The organism is Streptomyces sp. NBC_01451, from assembly GCF_036227485.1.
Lineage (GTDB): Bacteria > Actinomycetota > Actinomycetes > Streptomycetales > Streptomycetaceae > Streptomyces.
In genome coordinates, this window is record NZ_CP109479.1 from 3,661,984 (window position 1) to 3,681,466 (window position 19,483).

General features: G+C 70.3%; 14 protein-coding genes. 3 read left to right on the forward strand and 11 right to left on the reverse strand.

Annotation, left to right across the window (positions count from 1 at the left end):
* Nucleotides 1–511: 511 nt before the first annotated feature.
* The 3 genes from OG595_RS15865 to OG595_RS15875 form a co-directional block, all read right to left on the reverse strand.
* Entirely contained in the window at nt 512–2,863 is a 2,352-nt protein-coding gene (locus tag OG595_RS15865; protein ID WP_329272536.1) for a LuxR C-terminal-related transcriptional regulator, read from the reverse strand.
* A gap of 112 nt (nt 2,864–2,975) precedes the next feature.
* Nucleotides 2,976–3,641, reverse strand: coding sequence for an HAD family hydrolase (locus OG595_RS15870; RefSeq protein ID WP_329272539.1), 666 nt, complete (start codon nt 3,639–3,641; stop codon nt 2,976–2,978).
* Between the two features lie 204 nt (nt 3,642–3,845).
* Nucleotides 3,846–4,361 carry a DUF6912 family protein gene (locus tag OG595_RS15875; RefSeq protein WP_329272542.1) on the reverse strand — a complete coding sequence of 172 codons (516 nt, stop codon included), beginning with the start codon at nt 4,359–4,361 and terminating at the stop codon, nt 3,846–3,848.
* A gap of 360 nt (nt 4,362–4,721) precedes the next feature.
* On the opposite strand from OG595_RS15875, the gene OG595_RS15880 reads away from it, so the two are divergent.
* Complete coding sequence (locus OG595_RS15880) at nt 4,722–5,354, forward strand: Rv3235 family protein (RefSeq protein ID WP_329272545.1); 633 nt, start codon at nt 4,722–4,724, stop codon at nt 5,352–5,354.
* Nucleotides 5,355–5,538: 184 nt separating this feature from the next.
* On the opposite strand, the gene secA is transcribed toward OG595_RS15880, so the two are convergent.
* Nucleotides 5,539–8,361 (reverse strand): preprotein translocase subunit SecA, encoded by a 2,823-nt coding sequence (secA, locus tag OG595_RS15885; protein ID WP_329272546.1) that lies wholly within the window; start codon nt 8,359–8,361, stop codon nt 5,539–5,541.
* Nucleotides 8,362–8,606: 245 nt separating this feature from the next.
* Between secA and OG595_RS15890 the strand changes: the two genes are divergently transcribed.
* Both OG595_RS15890 and OG595_RS15895 read left to right on the forward strand, forming a co-directional pair.
* Nucleotides 8,607–9,215, forward strand: coding sequence for a GNAT family N-acetyltransferase (locus tag OG595_RS15890; RefSeq protein ID WP_329272548.1), 609 nt, complete (start codon nt 8,607–8,609; stop codon nt 9,213–9,215).
* A 63-nt stretch (nt 9,216–9,278) separates the two neighbouring features.
* A complete protein-coding gene (locus tag OG595_RS15895; protein WP_329272551.1) occupies nt 9,279–10,478 on the forward strand; it encodes a winged helix-turn-helix domain-containing protein in 1,200 nt (399 codons plus the stop codon).
* Nucleotides 10,479–10,608: 130 nt separating this feature from the next.
* On the opposite strand, the gene OG595_RS15900 is transcribed toward OG595_RS15895, so the two are convergent.
* The 7 genes from OG595_RS15900 to mtnA form a co-directional block, all read right to left on the reverse strand.
* Complete coding sequence (locus OG595_RS15900; protein WP_329282918.1) at nt 10,609–11,355, reverse strand: response regulator transcription factor; 747 nt, start codon at nt 11,353–11,355, stop codon at nt 10,609–10,611.
* Nucleotides 11,356–11,560: 205 nt separating this feature from the next.
* Nucleotides 11,561–12,256: a ribosome hibernation-promoting factor, HPF/YfiA family gene (gene hpf / locus OG595_RS15905; RefSeq protein ID WP_443073043.1), complete on the reverse strand. Its 696-nt coding sequence runs from the start codon at nt 12,254–12,256 to the stop codon at nt 11,561–11,563.
* A 315-nt stretch (nt 12,257–12,571) separates the two neighbouring features.
* Nucleotides 12,572–13,471: a ComF family protein gene (locus tag OG595_RS15910; protein ID WP_329272553.1), complete on the reverse strand. Its 900-nt coding sequence runs from the start codon at nt 13,469–13,471 to the stop codon at nt 12,572–12,574.
* Nucleotides 13,472–13,669: 198 nt separating this feature from the next.
* Nucleotides 13,670–15,571 carry an LpqB family beta-propeller domain-containing protein gene (locus tag OG595_RS15915; protein ID WP_329272556.1) on the reverse strand — a complete coding sequence of 634 codons (1,902 nt, stop codon included), beginning with the start codon at nt 15,569–15,571 and terminating at the stop codon, nt 13,670–13,672.
* Nucleotides 15,561–17,633 carry an MtrAB system histidine kinase MtrB gene (gene mtrB, locus OG595_RS15920; protein WP_329272558.1) on the reverse strand — a complete coding sequence of 691 codons (2,073 nt, stop codon included), beginning with the start codon at nt 17,631–17,633 and terminating at the stop codon, nt 15,561–15,563. Before mtrB ends, OG595_RS15915 begins: the two co-directional genes overlap by 11 nt.
* A gap of 1 nt (nt 17,634) precedes the next feature.
* A complete protein-coding gene (gene mtrA / locus OG595_RS15925) occupies nt 17,635–18,324 on the reverse strand; it encodes a two-component system response regulator MtrA (RefSeq protein WP_189148219.1) in 690 nt (229 codons plus the stop codon).
* 8 nt (nt 18,325–18,332) lie between these two features.
* Nucleotides 18,333–19,478, reverse strand: a complete 1,146-nt coding sequence (gene mtnA, locus OG595_RS15930) for an S-methyl-5-thioribose-1-phosphate isomerase (RefSeq protein WP_329272561.1) — start codon at nt 19,476–19,478, stop codon at nt 18,333–18,335.
* Nucleotides 19,479–19,483 lie beyond the last annotated feature (5 nt).

A 19,483-nucleotide genomic window follows, 5' to 3' on the forward strand; every position in this document is an offset into this window, starting at 1 on the left:
GCCGACCAGCGATCACCACCCGGGCACGGATGTGGTCCGTGCGTTCCGGGCGCAGGGCAGGGGCCATGACGCCCCCGCGACGTATCGCGCTGATCACGCCACCAGGCTATCGCTCATCACGGGGGCCACGTCATGCGCCATTTGTGTACAAAAACGGGTCGGGAAGTTTGCCGTTCTGCACAGTGGAGAAAACGGGAGGCCCGAAACACCGGAACGGCGACGGCTGCCCCACCGACGAAGACAGCCGCCGGACCTCCGCGTCGCCCGGGGCGAACGGCGGGGTGCCTGCCATGACAGCCACGGGCCGTGGGGATTCTGACCAGCGTTGCCGACACCCGGCCGCTCAGCGGGATGCCCCCGGGCGACGCACTACGAGCATCGGGCACGACAGACACCCGGGGGCTCCATTCCGGCGGAGATCGGCATACCGATTCGGCGGAACGGCACGCGGGGACACGACAGGACGCGCCCATAGGTATACGGACGACAGCGATACGTACACACCGCGCCGTCATGCCTCCGGCGTGGCCGGAACGACCGGAAGCACCGGGACGGCCGGGACGGCGGGCAGGGTCGGAATCTCGCCGCGTGAGGTGACGCCCAGCTTGGCGAGGATGTGTTCGACGTGGGCGTCGGCGGTCCGCTTGGAGATGACCAGCCGCTCGGCGATCTCCCGGTTGGACAGCCCCTGCGCGACCAGCGCGGCGACCTCCCGCTCACGCCGGGTCAGCGCGTCGACGCCCCGCGGGCCGGGCACCTTCCGCCGTGCTCCCGGTACCTCGGCGTCGGCCCCCACCGCGTCCAGCACGTCCTGCCCGGACAGTCTGGCCCCGACCCCGCGCCACCGCTCGAACTCCGCGTCCCCGAGCGCCTCGCGCACGGACTCCCGTACGGCCCTCTGCTCCTCCAGCAGCGACGGCAGCAGGTCGACGGGGTCACCGCCCGTCCGGCGCGCGTGCTCGGCGTACCCGAGCAGCCAGGCCGCCCGTACCGGCCGCCCCTCGTGCGCCGCGTGCCAGCCGAGCACCAGGGCGCACATCGCGAAGACCAGCACCTCACCGAGTTCGCCCGCCGCGTCGAGGGCCCGCCGCAGGGAGGCGGCGCTCTCCGCCCGCTCCCCCGAGAGCCAGCGGATGACGCCCTGCACCATGAGCGTCGACCCGTACAACTGCCGCTCCCCGGTGCCCTCCAGATACGCCAGCCCGGTGGCGCACAGTTCCAGCGCGCCGGCGGTGTCCCCGAGCACGGCCCGTACGAGGGCCCCCTCGTAGTGGACGACACCGATGCCGAGCCCGTCGTCCGTCTCGACCATCAGCAGCCGGGCCCGCTCCAGCGCGGCGAGCCCGTTCTCGACATCCCCGCAGAGCGCGGCGAGCCCGCCGAGATACGCCTCGGTGAACAGCACGACCCGCTCCTCGCCCACCCTCCGGGCGACCTCCTGCGCCTCCGGGAAGCGTGCCAGCGCGGTGTCGAGGTCAGCCGTCCACACGGCGAAGACACCGGTCATCAGCAGCCCCCAGGCCCGCGCCGCCGAGTCGCCGACGGCCGGCCCGAGCCCCTTGTCGATCCAGTACCGCCCCTCGGACAGGGTGCCCACGGCCCGCCAGTAGGGCCCGAGCAGGGTGGCCACCCACACCCCGCGCTCCGCCCTCTCCGCCCCGCCCTCGTAGGCGTACCGCAGAGCGGCCCGTACGTCGGCGACCTCGTCGCGCACCTCCCGGTGCAGCGCGACCTGCGCGGAGGTGAGGAACCCGCCCCAGAACCGCTGGGCGAGGTCCTCGTAGTAGGCGAGGTGCCGCTCCCGCACGGCGGGCGCGTCCCCCGACTCGTCGAGCCAGTCGGCGCCGTACTCCCGGATGGTGTCCAGCAGCCGGTAGCGCCCGCCGTCCTCCCCCACTCGCTGAACCACCGACTTGTCGACGAGCCCGATGAGCGCCTCCAGCACCCGCCCACCGGCCAGCTCCCCTTCCCCGCAGACCTGTTCGGCAACGGCCAGCCGGAACGGCCCCGCGAAGACGGACAACCGGGCCCACAGCAGCCGCTCCTCGGGCGTGCACAACTCGTGCGACCACCCGATGGCCGTACGGAGTGTCTGGTGCCGCGCGAGCGCCGTGCGCCGACCGCCGGTCAGCACCTCGAAACGATGGTCGAGCCGCGCCACCAGCTCCCCCAACGGCACGGCCCGCAACCGCACCGCGGCCAGCTCCAGCGCGAGCGGAATCCCGTCGAGCCGCCGAACGAGCGCGAGCAGCCGCTCCCGATCCCCCGACCCGCCCTCCTGGCCGACAGGGACAGCGCCGGGTAAGCGGAACCCGGGCACGGCGGCACGCGCCCGCTCCAGGAACAGCTCCAGCGCCTCGTCGGCGGCTAGCGGAGCCAGCTGCACACAGTGCTCACCGGGCACGTCGAGGGGCTGCCGGCTGGTGGCCAGCACGCTGACGCCCTCGGCCTCCCGCAACAGGATGTCGGACAGCATGGCGCAGGCGTCGACGAGATGCTCACAGGTGTCGAGCACGATCAGCAGGCGCCGCCCCTGAAGATGGGCGACCACGGCGTCGACCGGCGCCATCCCGGGCTGCTCGGGCAGTTCGAGCACGGCCGCGAGCGTCGCGGGCACGAGTTCCGGGTCGCGCAGCCCGGACAGCTCGGCCAGCCACACCCCGTCGGGGAAGAGCTCCCCGAGCCCGGCGGCGGCCCGCAGGGCGGTACGGCTCTTGCCGACACCCCCCGGCCCGACGAGCGTGACGAGCCGAGCCTGCTCGAACGCGCCCCGCACCAGCGCGAGTTCCTCGGTACGTCCGACAAAACTGGTCAGCTCGACGGGCAGTTGCCCACCCCGCCGCTGCCCGAACCCGAACACCATTCCCCGCCCCCTGCTCCCGCCCACCACCCATGGCACAGGGTACGCGGACGAACGCGGAGAGTGAACCGAGCCGCGGAACGGAACCCGGCCACGGCCATGAGTACGGCTACGGCTACGCGGCCAGCCGCTCGGCCTCGGCGACAGCCTCCTCCAGGCTGTCCACGACGGGCACACCCACCTCTTCGAGGCTGGCCCGGCCGTGGGAGCCCCCGGTGTAGAGCACGGCCCGCGCGCCCACATGCAGGGCGGCGATCGCATCGTCGGCCGCGTCCCCGATGACCACCGTGCGCGCGGCCTCGACGCCGGTGAGCGCACCGAGGTGACGCACCATGTGCTCGGCCTTGCTCCCCCCGGAGGGCCCGGTCCGCCCGTCGACACGAACGAAGTGGGGCTCGATCCCGAATCCCCGGACCAGCGGGACGAGGTCGGCGTGCCCGTACATGCTCAGAATGGACTGACTGCGCCCCGCGGACTGCCACCCGGCCAGCAGATCCCGCGCACCCTCGGCCAGCTCACACGCGACCCGGTGCTCCGTGTAGTACTGGTGGAAGATGTCGTCCATGACAGCCCACTCGGCATCCGTGGGCAGCCGCCCGAGCAGCCGCTCGTAGAACCGCGGCACCGGCACGCAGTAGAGCTCCCTGTACTGCTCCAGCGTGATGGGCGCCAGCCCCAGCTCGGCGAACGCGGCGTTCGTCGCCCCTATGACGGCATCGGTGTCATGGAACAACGTCCCGTTCCAGTCCCACACGATGTGCGCCACTCCGTACTTCCCCATACCAAGAAAATACCCCCCGCACCCCCGGCCCACCCCCGGCCCCTTCTCCAGCCCGTCCGGCGCTTGAGGACGAGCGCGTCCAGCGCGAAAGAAAAGGGGGGCCGGGGGCACAGCCCCCGGGAACGGGACGGGACGGGCAAGGGCGGCGGGGGCGAAATACCCCGACACCCGCCCCCTCACCTGCCACCCGTCACCGATCACCGATCACCCCAACAACCCCACCAGCCCCGGAATCTCCTGCGTGGCATACCAGAGCAGCTCATGATCCTCGGCCCCGTCCACCGTGAACTGCGCTTCGTCGTCCCCCCGGTCGGCAGCCCCCAGCGCCGCCGCAGCCGCCGCGACATCCACCTCCGCGTCCCCGGAGTCGACATGCACAGCCGCGGCCTTCCCCAACGACACGGCCCCGCCCACCCGCACCTCGCCCAACGCACCCGGATCAAGCCCCCGGTCGGGGTCGGCGACCGCCACCCCGTCCGCGACCTCGACGGCGACGACCACCCGCCGACGCAGCGCCCCGGGTTCCATCGCGAGCAGCCGCAGGGACGCCAGCGCGGCCCGGTTCAGCGCCGCGTACTCCAGTTCCTCGATGTCGTCGGACAGATACCACTCACGCAACGCGGGCGTGACGGCGTACGCGACGAACGGCCCCGCCCCCAACTCGCCCGTCTTGTACGCCTCGGCAAGGCCCGGGAGGGTCAGGGGGACGTAGACGCGCATGGCTGACCGCTTTCGTAGTAGGCGTTTCCATGACCGGAACCGGCAAGCCCTCCGGCGCAACCAGGGATGCCCCGGAAGACCCGGGCAGCCCCGGGAAGACCCTCAGGATACGTCGGGGCGTCCCCTTTCGAGTCCCCGCCCAGGCCTCTCCGGGCGTCCACCGGGCGCCTCGAAATTCACCCCCGTACCCCACCCCCACCAGGCCTTTCCCCTCCCCGGACCACCCGGATAAGTGAACCTCCGGACCACCCCAACCACACCCCGCTCCTCCTTGCACCCGGCCGATCACTCCCCGTACAAGATCCCCAACAGAAAGTTACCGTCCGGTACTCAACCGGGCCTGACGAACGGGGACATTCCATGAACAAGGTGATGACGAGGACGGTCCACCGCACCCCGTCCCGCCCGCCGGTACGCAGGGACACCCGCCGCCCCGGCAGCACCCCGCACCGCACCACCCCGGGCGGAGGCACCCCCCGCGCGCCCCTCTCCCGAGCCACGCCTCTCGCCCAGGCTTCCCCCTTCGCCGAAGCCCGTCCCGTAGCCGGCCCCGAACCCCGAGTCCCCGCCCAGGGACAGCACCCGGACCAGCGCAGGACACCCCCGCACCCCCTCCAGAAGCCCTCCCAGCCGCGCCGCACTCCTCCCCCGCAGCCACGGCCCACCGACCTCTTCGCCGACCGCCTCCTGGCCGTCCTGAGCGGCGAACGCCCCGTCCACAGCATGCTCCGACACACCGTGGGCCGCGCCTACGACGAACTGGCCCGGCTCGCGGAACGCGGCCCCCTGCGCACCCGCGGCACCCGCCCCGTCGTCCGCGACGTCGGCTACTACGAGCCCAGCCAAGGCGCCCTGGAGGCCTTCGCCCGCATCGGCGCGGGCGACCAGCTCCGCGCGATGGCCTTCCGCCTGGAACTGGGCCAGGACTTCCGCTGGCGCTGCACGGCGGTGGAACTGGGCGGCCCCCGAAGGCCCCACACGGCGGACGACTAGGCACCACCGCGGACGGCAGGCCCCCGGCCACCACCCGCACACGCAGAAGGGCCGGGCCACCCTCACAGGATGCCCGGCCCTCCACGCACAGCGACTAGCGCGAACTCACTCGCCCACAGCCCGCCGCCTACTGCCCACTACCTGTACCTGCCCGACCTGTACCTGCCTGCTCAATTCCTGCGGCTCACTTCTTACGCCGCCGGCCGCTACGCTGCTTGCGCCGCTCCGCGCGCGTGAGACCGTCCGCCTCGGACCGCACCTCGTCGTCGTCCCCGACGAAGTCGCCCTCGACGATGCCGCCCTCGCCGTCCACGGTCGGGGCGGAGAAGTGCAGCCGGTCCGGACGCTGCGGGGCGTCGAGCCCCTTGGCGCGGATCTCGGGCCGGGAACCGGCGCTCGCCTGCGCCGGCACCGAGTCCTCGGTGCCCTTGTCCAGCGACGGCTTGGCGTCCGCGACCGGGAGCTCCTCGACCTGCTGCTCGACCTGGACCTCCAGGTTGAACAGGTAGCCGACGGACTCCTCCTTGATGCCCTCCATCATGGCGGTGAACATGTCGAAGCCCTCGCGCTGGTACTCGACCAGCGGGTCCTTCTGCGCCATGGCGCGCAGACCGATGCCCTCCTGGAGGTAGTCCATCTCGTAGAGGTGCTCGCGCCACTTGCGGTCGAGGACCGACAGCACGACCCGGCGCTCCAGCTCACGCATGATCTCGGAGCCGAGCTGCTCCTCGCGCGACGCGTACTGGTCGTGGATGTCGTCCTTGATCGACTCGGAGATGAACTCGGCGGTCAGCCCGGCACGGTCACCGGCCGCCTCCTCCAGCTCCTCAACGGTGACCTTCACCGGGTAGAGCTGCTTGAAGGCGCCCCACAGCCGGTCCACGTCCCATTCCTCGGCGAAGCCTTCGGCGGTCTCCGCGGCGATGTACGCGTCGATGGTGTCGTCCATGAAGTGCTGGATCTGCTCGTGCAGGTCCTCGCCCTCCAGGACGCGGCGGCGCTCGCCGTAGATGACCTCGCGCTGCCGGTTGAGGACCTCGTCGTACTTGAGGACGTTCTTGCGGGTCTCGAAGTTCTGCGTCTCGACCTGCGACTGGGCGGAGGCGATGGCCCGGGTGACCATCTTGTTCTCGATCGGCACGTCGTCCGGCACGTTCGCCATCGACATGACGCGCTCGACCATCTGGGCCTTGAACAGCCGCATGAGGTCGTCACCGAGAGAGAGGTAGAACCGCGACTCACCGGGGTCGCCCTGACGTCCGGAACGACCGCGCAGCTGGTTGTCGATCCGCCGGGACTCGTGCCGCTCGGTGCCGAGGACGTAGAGCCCGCCGAGGTCCTTGACCTCCTCGAACTCGGCCTTGACGGCCTTCTCGGCCCGCTCCAGGGCGGTCGGCAGGGCCGCGGCCCACTCCTCGATGTGCTCCTCGGGGTCGAGGCCGCGCTGGCGCAGCTCCGCCTCGGCGAGGTCGTCGGGGTTGCCGCCGAGCTTGATGTCCGTACCACGGCCGGCCATGTTGGTGGCGACCGTGACGGCGCCCTTGCGGCCGGCCTGGGCGACGATGGTCGCCTCCCGGTCGTGCTGCTTGGCGTTCAGCACCTCGTGCTGGATGCCGCGCTTGGAGAGCTGCTGCGACAGGTACTCGGACTTCTCCACCGAGGTCGTGCCGACGAGGATCGGCTGACCCTTCTCGTGCTTCTCGGCGATGTCGTCGACGACCGCCTCGAACTTCGCGACCTCGGTGCGGTAGATGAGGTCGGACTGGTCCTTGCGGACCATGTCACGGTTGGTCGGGATCGGGACGACACCGAGCTTGTAGATCTGGTGGAACTCCGCGGCCTCGGTCATGGCCGTACCGGTCATACCGGAGAGCTTGGAGTAGAGGCGGAAGAAGTTCTGGAGGGTGATGGTCGCCAGGGTCTGGTTCTCGTCCTTGATGTCCACCCCTTCCTTCGCCTCGATCGCCTGGTGCATGCCCTCGTTGTAGCGGCGGCCGGCGAGGATACGGCCGGTGTGCTCGTCGACGATCATGACCTCGCCGTCGATGACGACGTAGTCCTTGTCGTTCTTGAAGAGCTCCTTGGCCTTGATGGCGTTGTTCAGGTAGCCCACCAGCGGCGTGTTCACCGACTCGTACAGGTTGTCGATGCCCAGCCAGTCCTCGACCTTGGCGACACCCGACTCGTGGATGGCGACCGTGCGCTTCTTCTCGTCGACGTCGTAGTCGCCGGTCTCCTCAAGGCCCTTGAGGGCGTTGCCGGCCTCGCCGCGCTTGAGGCGCGTGACCAGCTTCGCGAAGTCTCCGTACCACTTGGTGGCCTGGTCGGCCGGGCCGGAGATGATCAGCGGCGTACGGGCCTCGTCGATGAGGATCGAGTCGACCTCGTCGACGACGGCGAAGTTGTGGCCGCGCTGGACGAGTTCGTCCTTCGACCACGCCATGTTGTCGCGCAGGTAGTCGAAGCCGAACTCGTTGTTCGTGCCGTACGTGATGTCGCAGGCGTACTGCTCGCGGCGCTGGGCAGGCGTCATGTTGGCGAGGATGCAGCCGACGCTCAGCCCCAGGAACTTGTGTACGCGACCCATCATCTCGGAGTCGCGCTCGGCCAGGTAGTCGTTGACCGTGATGAGGTGGACACCGTCTCCGGAGAGGGCGTTCAGATACGTGGGCAGGGTGCCGACCAGGGTCTTGCCCTCACCGGTCTTCATCTCGGCGACATAGCCGAGGTGGAGCGCCGCGCCGCCCATGATCTGCACGTCGTAGTGACGCTGGCCGAGGGCGCGCTTGGCCGCCTCGCGCACGGTGGCGAAGGCCTCGGGCAACAGGTCGTCCAGACTCTCACCGTCGGCGTACCGCTGCTTGTACTCATCGGTGAGGGCCCGCAGCTCGGCGTCGGAGAGGTCGACAAAGTCCTCTTCGATGGAGTTGACCTGGTCCGCGATGCGGTGCAGCTTGCGCAGGATTTTGCCTTCGCCTGCACGCATGATCTTTGAGAGGACGGACACGGGGGTTGGTCTCCTTGCCGGTCGGGCCTAGGACGGTCGGTTTCCATTGTCTTAACTGAGCGACGGCCATCGTATGCGAGGACCCCGCCCAGCCGGGAGGCCTGCCGGTAGGACAGCCATAAGGAGAACGGCCGGGAGTCACGGATGGTGCCGCGCCCCGCCCACGAATTGCGCGAATTGTGATCACGGGCTCACGCGCGGCAAAAAGGTTGGCGCCCCGATCCTCCCCCGACCAGAATCGGCCGATGGACCCCGTCACTCTCACCACGGCCCGCCTTCTCCTGCGCACGGTCGGCCCGCACGACACCGACGCCGTGTACGCGGCGGTGCAGGACGCCGACATCCAGCGCTGGACGACGATCCCCTCGCCGTACCTCCCCGAGCACGCACACGGCTTCACCTCCCAGCTGGTGCCCGACGGCTGGGCGGACGGCTCGATGTTCACGTTCGGCGTCTTCCTCCCCGAAGGGGAGGAGCTGGTGGGAATGCTCGCCCTCACCATGCGTTCCCTGGGAGTGACCGAAGTCGGCTTCTGGGCCACCAAGGCCCACCGCGGCAACGGCTACATCACCGAGGCCACGATCACCGCCTCCCGCTGGGCGTTCACCCACCTGTCGGTGGACCGCGTGGAGTGGCGGGCGGAGGTGGGCAACGCGGCATCCCGAGCAGCGGCGCAGAAGGCCGGCTTCACCATGGAGGGCACCCTGCGCTCGGCCATCAACAACAAGGGAGTACGCCGCGACTGCTGGGTCGCCTCCCTCCTCCCGTCGGACGTCGGCCTCCCCTCCACGGCCCCGTACCTCCCGCCCACGCCTCCGGCACCGGCCGGCAGTGCCGGCCCGTCCGGCGCTTGAGGACGAGACCCCTTACCCCCAGCTCACCCCCACTGTCAGTCCCACCCCCTATCGTGCGGAGGCATGACGAGCAGCCTGCCCCAGCCCACCACCCCCCACACCGAGCTCTCCGCCGACGAGGCCCGCCGTATCGCCCTGCGCGCCCAGGGCTTCCTCGGCGCCCCCGACCGCAAGGCAGGCGTCCGCGGCATCCTCCGCCACCTGGGCGCGGTCCAGCTCGACACGATCTCGGTACTGGCCCGCTCCCACGAACTCATCCCGTACGCCCGCCTCGGCGCCATACCCCGCAAGAAGATCGAGGACGCCTACTGGAACCCGGCGTCCACGAGCCCCCACGCCTTCGAGTACTGGTCGCACGCCGCCTGCATCCTCCCCGTGGAGGAGTGGCCCCACTTCGCCTTCCGCCGCCGCGCCTACCGCTCCCGCCCCCACTGGAACCACGACCTCCCGCCCGACGTCTACGAGCAGGTCATCAAGCAACTCCGCACACAAGGCCCCCTCACCGCAACGGAGTTGGGCGGCGCGAAACGCACCAGTGACTGGTGGGACTGGTCCGGCACGAAGGTCGCCGTCGAACGCGCCCTGATGTACGGCGAGGTGGTGTGCGTGGAGCGCCGAGGCTGGAAGCGGGTGTACGACCTGGCCGAGCGCGCCATCCCGGACGCGCTGCTGCACGACGAGCTGGACGACGCCGAATGCCTGCGCCGCCTGGTCCGCCTCGCGGGCCAGTCCCTGGGCGTCGGCACCCGTACGGACATCGCCGACTACCACCGTCTCAAGGCGGAACAGGTCGACGCGGTGATCGCGGACTCGGGTCTGGTCCCCGTCACGGTCGAAGGCTGGGGCAAGTCGGCCTGGGCCGACCCGGCGGCCCTGGAGACCCCCGCCCGAGGCCGCCACCGCACGACCCTGCTCTCCCCCTTCGACTCCCTGATCTGGGAACGGGCCCGCACGGAACGGATCTTCGGCTTCACCCACCGCCTGGAGGCCTACGTCCCCAAGCCGAAGCGTGTGCACGGCTACTTCGCGATGCCGGTCCTCGCCGGCGGCCACCTCGTCGGCAGGGTGGACCCCGCCCGGGAGGGCAACACCCTGGTCGCCAGACAGGTCACCCTGAACGGCCCGAAGGCGGTCCCGGCGGTGGCCCAGGCCCTGCTGGAGGCGGCAGGCTGGGTGAACTGCACAAACGTCCGAGTGGAGCGGGTCGACGCCCCGGGCCTACGCGCCCCCCTGGAAGGAGAACTGACCCGGGCCCTCACCTGACCCACCCGCACGCGGCACGCGGCACGCGGCACGCGGCACGCGGCACGCGGCACGCGGCACGCGGCACCGACAACTCCACACCCGGCAGCTCAACCGCCCGATCTCTGGATCTCCCGGTCTCCGGGTCGCCCTACCGAATCTCGAGGATCTTCTCCCGCATCGCGTAAACCACCGCTTCCATCCTGGAGTGCAGTTGCAGCTTCTCCAGGATGTTGCGCACATGGTTCTTCACGGTGTTCTCGGAGATGAACAACTCCTTCGCGATATCGCGGTTGTTCATCCCGGTGGCGACCAGCTTGAGAACTTCCAGTTCGCGCTCGGTGAGCCGCGGCGCGGGTACCAGCCGCCGCTCGTCCGTCCGCTGGATCATCGACTTGAATTCGGTGAGCAGTTTCGACGCCATCGAGGGGCTGATCTGCGACTGTCCGTCGGCCACCGCACGAATGGCCGTGGCCACCTCGTCCGTGGAGATCTCCTTGAGGAGATAACCGGTCGCGCCGGCCTTGATCGCCTCGTACAGATCGGCTTCCTCATCGCTGATCGTCAGCATGATGATCTTGGCGCTGGGCGCGACCTCCTTGATGGAGGTGCACGCCTCGATCCCCCCGCGCTTCGGCATCCGTACGTCCATCAGGACGATGTCGGGCAGCAGATCTGCGGCCTTGTCGACGGCCTCCGCACCGTCCCCCGCCTCGCCGACGACCTGGATGTCCTCCTCGGCCGCGAGCACGATCTCCAGCCCGCGACGGAAGAGCGCGTGGTCGTCCACGACAAGGACTCTGATCGGCTCCTTGCGCGAGGTGCCCGCGTCCGGGCCCATGCCGGTGACGCCGTCGTCGGCATTCCCAACCTGCATCGGTCCGAAGCTGTCCGCCATCGTTCCTCCCCCTGAAGGCTTTGGCCTGTGGTTCTGTGCCATCGCCAACCCAAGGCAACGACCCACCGGTTGAGCCGTTGCGGCCATGATTCCATGCCCGGGCGTCGGTGCGGTGACAGTGCGGGTCCCGGAGGGGTCGCGCACGGGTGCCCCTGGGGGCGCACACGCGCTCCAGGGGCACCCGCTCGGCTGTCACCGGGGGCAGTCAGCCGCCCAGCGTGCCACCCGCCTCGGGGGCGTGCGTCTGGTGGGCGACCATCGGGTCCGTGTTGAGGTGGATCACACCGTAGTCGTAGGCGTGCCGCCGGTAGACGACACTCGGTTCCTTGGTCTCGGAGTCGACGAACAGGTAGAAGTCGTGCCCGACCAGTTCCATCTCGTAGAGAGCCTGGTCGAGCGTCATCGGGGAGGCGACGTGGCTCTTCTCCCGGACGATGAGGGGGCCTTCGCCCTTCACTTCCAGCGAGCCGATCCTCTTGACGGGCACGCCGTCCGCGTCTTCCTCATGGACGGGGTGACCATTGCCGTTCAGCGTTGCCGCGTCCGGGACGTGGTCGGCGACCTCGGCGGCCGTCAGCCGGCCGGCGCCCCGGCGGGTGTAACGCTTGTCGTGCTGCTTGCGCAGCCGGGCCTCGAGCTTGTCCGCCGCGAGGTCGAGTGCCGCGTACGGGTCGCTTGCCGCTGCTTCCGCCCGGATGACCGGACCGCGGGAGTGAAGTGTGATCTCCACTCGGTCGGAGCGGTCGGCCTGCCGGGGGTTGGGCTCCTTGGACACCTCGACATCGAGGCTGATCACCTTGCCGTCGAGCTTCTGGATCCTGTCCAGCCTCAACTTCTCGGCAACGTGCTTCCGGAACCGCTCGGGCACCTCGGTCTTGCGTCCCTTGACGACGATGTCCACGCAGAACTCCGTTCCCGGATCGCTCCGCTTCAGTGGCGAAGCGTCTCCCTTTTGCACCAGGCTCCGGTGTACTCCGGAACCGCGGACTCGGTGACTTCCACCTCCTCCTCCCCCATGGGCAAGATCCCCACGCGGCCGACTGGGGTGATTAAGCAAAACCCGCAGCACGGCATTCGGATTTTCGAGGTGTGGCCTGCGGCTTTCCCTCACAACCGAACATATCTCGCCCGGACGGATGTCGTCACCCTCTACTGGCGCGTACCTCCGTTCAAGTGAATTAGTCCTCTCACTACCTGCAACGATGCAAGTTCGCGCTCAGTTCCGGTTTATTTCGAAAGAATCAGGTGTCGCCGCGACCACAGCCGCGCAGATCATGCGTTCGAAGGCACCCGGTGTCACCATTCCCGACACTCCCGGCCTCCGCTCCGCACTCACGGACGTGGCTACCGCGCACCGCTGCCCTCTGCCTTCCCGCCCCGCTTCCGAGTACACGGGGTTTCTCGCTTCTCTCACGTTTCCCACCTCTCCCGGCCGTTCCACCCCGTGCGCCCCGCTCGTCTCCGCAGGCCGGACCGCCTTCCGCACGGCACGCGCGGCCTCGGCCAGTGAGGCCCCGGTCGTCATCAGATCGTCGACCAGGACGACCGCACCCGCCCCGGCCAGCAACCGTCCGGCCCCGGCGGCCACTCCCAGCGCACCCGCGAGGTTGTCCAGCCGCTGACGGGAGTTGAGTCCCGCCTGATCGGCCACGGCACGCCGCTGCCGCAGCACCGCCAGCACCCGGGCCGGCGTACCGGACCCGCGCAGCTCACCCGCCGCGGCGAGCGCGATACGCCGAGCCGGATCGTGCCCCCGGGCCCGCACGGCCCGACGCGCGGACGGCACAGGAACGAGCAGTACGCCCGTACCGTCGCTCGGAGTCCCGTCGAGTGCCGCTCGCACAGCTCCCGCCAGCGCCGTCCCGAGTGGTCCCGCGAGGGCCAACGCACCCCTTTCCTTGTGCGCGAGGAGTACCGCACGCACCTCGTCCTCGTACCGGGCCGCCGCCTGCACGACCGGCAGCCCGAGGGGCTCCGGCACGGGGCGCACCCGGCTCGGTGCGGCCCCGTTCAGAGCGGCACGGCACTCCGGGCAGAGCACCGTGCGAGGCCTTCCGCAGCCTCCGCACTCGGCCGGCAGCACCAGGTCGCCGAGATCCTGCCACCACCCCCGCATGCCCACCACTGTGCCAACACCGGCGCCGCCCTGCCACCCCTGTGGAAAACACCCTGTGGACAACTCCGCACGCCCCACGACCAGCATCCGGAAACGCCGACGGCCCGCCGGGCATCCGACGGGCCGTCACACGTCACTTCCACCCGCGTCCACGTGCCGCCCCGGAGAAGCGGACAGCCGTACGACCGGAGGGGCCGCTCACCCCGGATAGACCGGAGCCGACCCGTCCTTGACCAGCTTCTGCCACTTGGACCCGGACAGCAGCCGCACGATCCCGTCCTCCTCCGAGTAGGCCACCAGCGGCAGCCTCTCGTCCTCGGAAGCCGCGATGCCCTTCACACCGGTCAGCGCGGCCGGCGCCGACCCGACCGGCGTCGAGCCGTCGACCTGCACGTATCCCATCTGCTGCACGCCGTCCTGCTCCCTCCCGACCACCACGAGCCGGCTGTCCCCGGCCCACGACATGGCGGTGACCTCCTCCAACTGCGGTGTCACGGAGTGCAGTTCGAGGACCGACACAACCGAGCGCTCCCCGGTCCGCTGCCCCGCCGCCGTCTTCTCCCGGGACGCCCCGCCCGATGCCGCCGACCGCTCGTCCCGCTCGATCCGCCCGACGTACAGGGACCGCAGGCCGTCCTTCTCCACGATGAGCGCGATCCGCACCCCGTCAGCGGCCACCCGTACCGCTTCTATGCGCCCGTCGAGCCCTGGGGTCCGCACTTCCAGCGGGTCGCCCGCGCCCTTCTCCAGGAGCAGCAGCCGGGGCTTCTCCGGGTTGCGGTCGGCCACCCACAGGTCACCGTCGCCGTCCCAGCTCGGTGTGGTCAGCCGGTCGGCCTTGGTGGCGCCCTGGCTGGTCACCACGGGCTCGCCGAGCGATCCGCCGGACACCAGCGACCCGACGTAGAGCATGCTCCCGTCCGCCGAGACCCCGGCCGCGCTGTCCTCGTCCCGCGAGACCGCCGCGGACCGAAGCTGCTTCTCCCCCTCGCCGAGCGCGCCGGGCACCGGGGTGACGTCGGCGGCGGCTTCGAGGCTGTCGCCGGCCACGCGTACGAGGCGGTGCTTGCCGTCGATGAAGTACTGGAACTCGGGGTGCTCCACCACACCGCGCGCGGCGACGATCTCGGCCTGTTCCTTGCCGAGGACGCACAGCTGGGTGCCGTTGGCGCGTTGCAGCGCGACCTCGTCGACCCCCGTGGGGGTCAGGTCCTGGAGCGTGTAGAGGAGCTGGGCGGCCATCTCGGTGCACTTGGCGGACCCGACCCGGCTCGCCTTGTCGTTGAGCGGCACCGTCAGCCGGTTCTGGTCGTCGGGGGTCAGCGAGGTGACGCCCTTCTTGAGCGCCGTACCCGTGGGGAAACTCGACCTGACGACCGGTCCCAGCCAGCGCGAGGGCCCCTCCAGCAGCGAACTCACCGTCTGCGTCATCGGGTCGACCTTCTTACGGACGTACACCGGATCGGCGACGGACACGGGCTGCCCGTCCGACTCCGTCGGCGTGTTCGACGCGAAGTAGTACTTGTTGACGGACGTGTAGTTGCGCAGGAAGTCCGACTTGCCCATGACGATGCCCTGCGGCAGGTCGTCGATGCGCCACTGCCCGCTCTTCTTCTCCCGCGTGAGGTGCAGCGTCTCCCGGTACTGCCCGTCGGCGGGTTTGTACGACTGCTGGGAGTCCAGCGTGGCGAACCTGCCGCCGGTCAGTGTGGCCGCGTAGTCGTCCGGGTCGTCCCGGCTGCCCGCGTGCACGGGATCGGCGGTGGGCCCACCGTCCAGCACCGTGGTCGACGCGTCGGGCCGCCACTGCTTCGCGGCACGCGCCGTCAGGTACTTGAGCGCGGTCTCGTAGTGCGGATCATCACTGGTCAGCGCCTCCAGGAAGCCCTGGACGATCTGTCCCGGCGGGGCGTTGTCGTGGGGCGGCAGGGCGAAGACCCGTACCTGGGCGTCCTGCCGGGGCGTGGACTCGACTCCGCGCAGATCCCCGCTGTCGGGCATCGAGGCGCATCCGGCCAGCAGTACGGCCCCACAGGCCACGTACACCACCGCGCGGACCGTTTCCCGCCGCCGACCGTCCCGCTCGCGGTCAGGGCCCACGAAATGCCTCCCCTTGCTCGTCCACACGCTCTGTCCCGGCATCCGAGGACACGCCGTCCGTGAGCTGCGCCTCCGTACCGGACATGCCGTCCCGCCGCGCGACGCCGGCCGGGCGCGGCACCACACGAGCGCCGTTGCCGGGCAGCGCCGTGGGATCCGCGGTCGGGGTCGGGCCGGCGAGCCGCGGCGCTATCGGCCGCTGTTCCGTGGCCGCCGTCTGTATCGGCACCGTGGCCAGCTTGTCGCCGCCGGCGTACGGCAGACCCGCGTCATTGAGTTCCCGGTGACGCCGCGAGTCCCTGGGTTCCAGCGGTATGGGCGAACCCCGCAGATGCTCGTCGGCGGTGCGCGGCAGCGTCAGCCGGAACTGCGAACCGCCGCCCGGCTCGCCCCACGCCTGCAGCCAGCCGCCGTGCAGCCGGGCATCCTCCAGCGCGATGGACAGGCCGAGACCCGTACCGCCGGTGGTACGCGCGCGTGCCGGGTCGGCCCGCCAGAAGCGGCTGAAGACCCGGGTCGCCTCACCCGGCTTGAGCCCCACCCCGTAGTCGCGCACGGCCACCGCGACCGCACCGCCCGCGGCGGCCAGCTTCACGATGACGTCCTTGCCCTCGCCGTGCTCCACGGCGTTGACGACGAGGTTGCGCAGCACCCGCTCCACGCGCCGCGCGTCGGCCTCGGCCACGACGGGCTGCTGGTCGCCGACGACCCGTACTGTCGTCCCCTTGCGCTCGGCCAGCGGCTCGGCACCGCTCACCACACGCCGTACGACCTGCCTGAGGTCGATCGGCTCGGCCTCCAGCGCAGCCGCGCCCGCGTCGAACCGGCTGATCTCCAGCAGGTCAGCGAGCAGTGTCTCGAACCGGTCGAGCTGATCGGCGAGCAGTTCGGCCGACCGCGCGGTCACCGGATCGAAGTCCACGCGCGCGTCATGGATGACATCGGCGGCCATCCGTACGGTCGTCAGGGGCGTCCGCAGTTCGTGCGACACGTCGGACACGAACCGCCGCTGCATCCGCGACAGCTCCTCCAGCTGCTGAATCTTCAGCTGGAGATTCTGCGCCATCTTGTTGAAGGCCTCGCCGAGCCGCGCGATGTCGTCCTCGCCGGTGACCTTCATCCGCTCCTGCAACCGCCCGGCGGACAGCCGCTCGGCGATCCCGGCCGCCATCCGCACGGGCGTCACGACCTGCCGCACCACAAGCCAGGCGATGGCCCCCAGGAGCACGACGACGAACAGCCCGGCCGTCGCCAGCGTCCCCTTGACGAGGCTCAGCGACTTCTCCTCCTGGGTGAGCGGGAAGAGGTAGTACAGCTGGTACGGGTCGCCGTTCGGGTCGTCGATCTGCTTGCCGATGATCAGCGCGGGCTGCGACTCGCTGCCGTTGGTGTACGTGATACGGGTGTAGCTCTGCGCCATCAGCATGCTGCCGTCGGCCCGCGCGCGCAGTGCCTCGGGAACGCTCGCCGTCGGGTCCACCCCGCCGGAGGCACGCGGCCCGCGCCCGCCGCTGCTGTCGTCGCCCGTGGGACCGCTCGGGAGGGTCACGACGTCGAAAGCGCCCTGCCCACCGCTGGAGAGGGACTCCACCAGGTCGCTCATCCACTGGATGACGTTCTGCGACGGACGGCCGCCGGCGCCGGAACCATCGTCCCCACTGGCGCTCGCCGCCGTGTCCGCCCTCAGTTTGGCCGCCGCGAATCCACCCGCGGCCTGGCTCTGCGAGGCCTTCACCTTGGCGTCGAGCAGGCCGTTGCGCACCTGCCCGATGACGACGAAACCGAGCAGCAGGACGACACCGAGCGACATCAGCAACGTCGTCGCGACGACCTTGAGCTGGATGTTGCGCCGCCAGAGCCGCATGACGGGCAGCAGCGGCCGGCGCACCCAGCGCATGAACAGCCGAAGGACCGGGCTGCCCTGGACACCGCCCTGGAGCAACCCGCCCTCGAAGAACTGCCGCCAGCCGGAGCCGGCCCTGCTCACCTTCTGCCGCCCGACAGGCCGCTCCGCACGCCCCCCGGAACGCCCGGGGGGCGAAGCGGCACTGTCCCCGGACATGTCAGCTCGGTCCTGCCTTGTAACCGACGCCACGGACGGTCACCACGATCTCCGGCCGCTCCGGGTCCTTCTCGACCTTGGAGCGCAGCCGCTGCACATGGACGTTGACCAGACGGGTGTCCGCCGCGTGGCGGTACCCCCAGACCTGTTCCAGGAGCACCTCACGCGTGAACACCTGCCACGGCTTGCGCGCGAGCGCGACCAGCAGATCGAACTCCAGAGGCGTCAGCGCGATCGACTGCCCGTCCCGCTTCACAGAGTGACCGGCGACATCGATGAGGAGGTCGCCTATGGCCAACTGCTCGGGCGCCGGCTCCTCCGACCTCCGCAGCCGCGCCCGGATCCGGGCGACCAGCTCCTTCGGCTTGAACGGCTTCACGATGTAGTCATCGGCACCTGACTCCAGGCCCACGACGACGTCGACGGTGTCGCTCTTGGCCGTGAGCATCACGATCGGCACCCCGGACTCCGCCCTGATCAGGCGGCACACCTCAATGCCGTCCCGGCCGGGAAGCATCAGGTCCAGGAGCACCAGATCGGGCTTGGACTCACGGAAAGCGGCCAGCGCCTTGTCGCCGTCAGCTACGAAAGACGGCTCAAAACCTTCACCACGCAACACAATGCCGAGCATCTCGGCCAGTGCGGTGTCGTCATCGACGACAAGGACTCGTCCCTTCATAAACGACATCATCCCATTAACTAAATCGTTACCTGTCGTGACCTGTCACACAGCTCTGCCAGCGCCGCAGCCGTCACAGGCGACACAACGCCCGCTTCGGTGACGATCGCCGTCACCAACTCGGGAGGCGTCACATCGAACGCCGGGTTGTACGCCTGGGTCCCCAAGGGTGCCACCGGAATTCCGCCTCCCGCTTCCGCTCCCGCCACCGGCACCTGCGGCGCGGCGATCTCCGTCACCTCATGTCCGGCACGCTGTTCCACCTCTATGGACGCCCCGTCGGGGGTGTCCGGATCCACCGTCGTCACCGGCGCCACCACGATGAACGGCACATGGTGGTACCTGGCCAGCACGGCGAGCGGATAGCTCCCCACCTTGTTCGCCACCGAACCGTCGGCCGCGATCCGGTCCGCGCCGATCAGTACCGCGTCCACCTCCCCGGCGGCGAACAGAGAGCCCGCCGCGTTGTCCGTGAGCAAGGTGTACGCCATTCCGCTGCGCGCCGCCTCATACGCCGTCAGGCGAGCACCTTGCAGCAACGGGCGCGTTTCGTCCACCCAGAGCCTGCGCAGCCGCCCCGCCCGGTGCGCCGCCAGCGCCACCGCGAACGCCGTTCCCTCACCGCCCGACACCAGCGATCCGGTGTTGCAGTGCGTGAGCACCCGGTGCCCGCCGCCGGGCAGCAACTCGTCCAGCAGCGCCAGCCCGTGCACGGCCATCCGCGCGCTGGCCTCGGCGTCCTCCCGGTGCAGCACCCGCGCCGCGACCAGCGCCGCCCCGGCCGCCTGCTCCCGGTCACCGCTCCTGGCGAGCTCCGCCCCGTACGCCTCCCGCGCCCTGCGCACCCCGACAGCGAGGTTCACGGCGGTGGGCCGGGCCTGCGCCAGCGCGACGGCGGCCTCGTCCACGTCGAAGCCGCGTACGGCGGCGAGCGCGACCCCGTACGCCCCCGCGATGCCGAGCAACGGCGCCCCGCGCACGGCCAGCGACCGGATCGCCGCCACCAGCGCGGGCGCGTCCGTACAGACCAGCTCGACCTCCTCGGCGGGCAGTCTCGTCTGGTCGAGAAGGACCAGCACCGGCCCCTCCGGAGGTTCCTCCCAGCGGATCGCCGGTATCTCGGTGGGCCGGTTGTCCTCGCGGGATTGCGCGTACTGATCAGCCATCCGCC

What these genes read in the sequence shown, in the direction of transcription:
- OG595_RS15865 (WP_329272536.1), bottom strand. Translation starts at nt 2,863, where the DNA reads ATGGTGTTCGGGTTCGGGCAGCGGCGGGGTGGGCAACTGCCCGTCGAG.
- OG595_RS15870 (WP_329272539.1), bottom strand. Translation starts at nt 3,641, where the DNA reads ATGGGGAAGTACGGAGTGGCGCACATCGTGTGGGACTGGAACGGGACG.
- OG595_RS15875 (WP_329272542.1), bottom strand. Translation starts at nt 4,361, where the DNA reads ATGCGCGTCTACGTCCCCCTGACCCTCCCGGGCCTTGCCGAGGCGTAC.
- OG595_RS15880 (WP_329272545.1), top strand. Translation starts at nt 4,722, where the DNA reads ATGAACAAGGTGATGACGAGGACGGTCCACCGCACCCCGTCCCGCCCG.
- OG595_RS15890 (WP_329272548.1), top strand. Translation starts at nt 8,607, where the DNA reads ATGGACCCCGTCACTCTCACCACGGCCCGCCTTCTCCTGCGCACGGTC.
- OG595_RS15895 (WP_329272551.1), top strand. Translation starts at nt 9,279, where the DNA reads ATGACGAGCAGCCTGCCCCAGCCCACCACCCCCCACACCGAGCTCTCC.
- OG595_RS15900 (WP_329282918.1), bottom strand. Translation starts at nt 11,355, where the DNA reads ATGGCGGACAGCTTCGGACCGATGCAGGTTGGGAATGCCGACGACGGC.
- OG595_RS15910 (WP_329272553.1), bottom strand. Translation starts at nt 13,471, where the DNA reads ATGCGGGGGTGGTGGCAGGATCTCGGCGACCTGGTGCTGCCGGCCGAG.
- mtrB (WP_329272558.1), bottom strand. Translation starts at nt 17,633, where the DNA reads ATGTCCGGGGACAGTGCCGCTTCGCCCCCCGGGCGTTCCGGGGGGCGT.
- mtrA (WP_189148219.1), bottom strand. Translation starts at nt 18,324, where the DNA reads ATGATGTCGTTTATGAAGGGACGAGTCCTTGTCGTCGATGACGACACC.
- mtnA (WP_329272561.1), bottom strand. Translation starts at nt 19,478, where the DNA reads ATGGCTGATCAGTACGCGCAATCCCGCGAGGACAACCGGCCCACCGAG.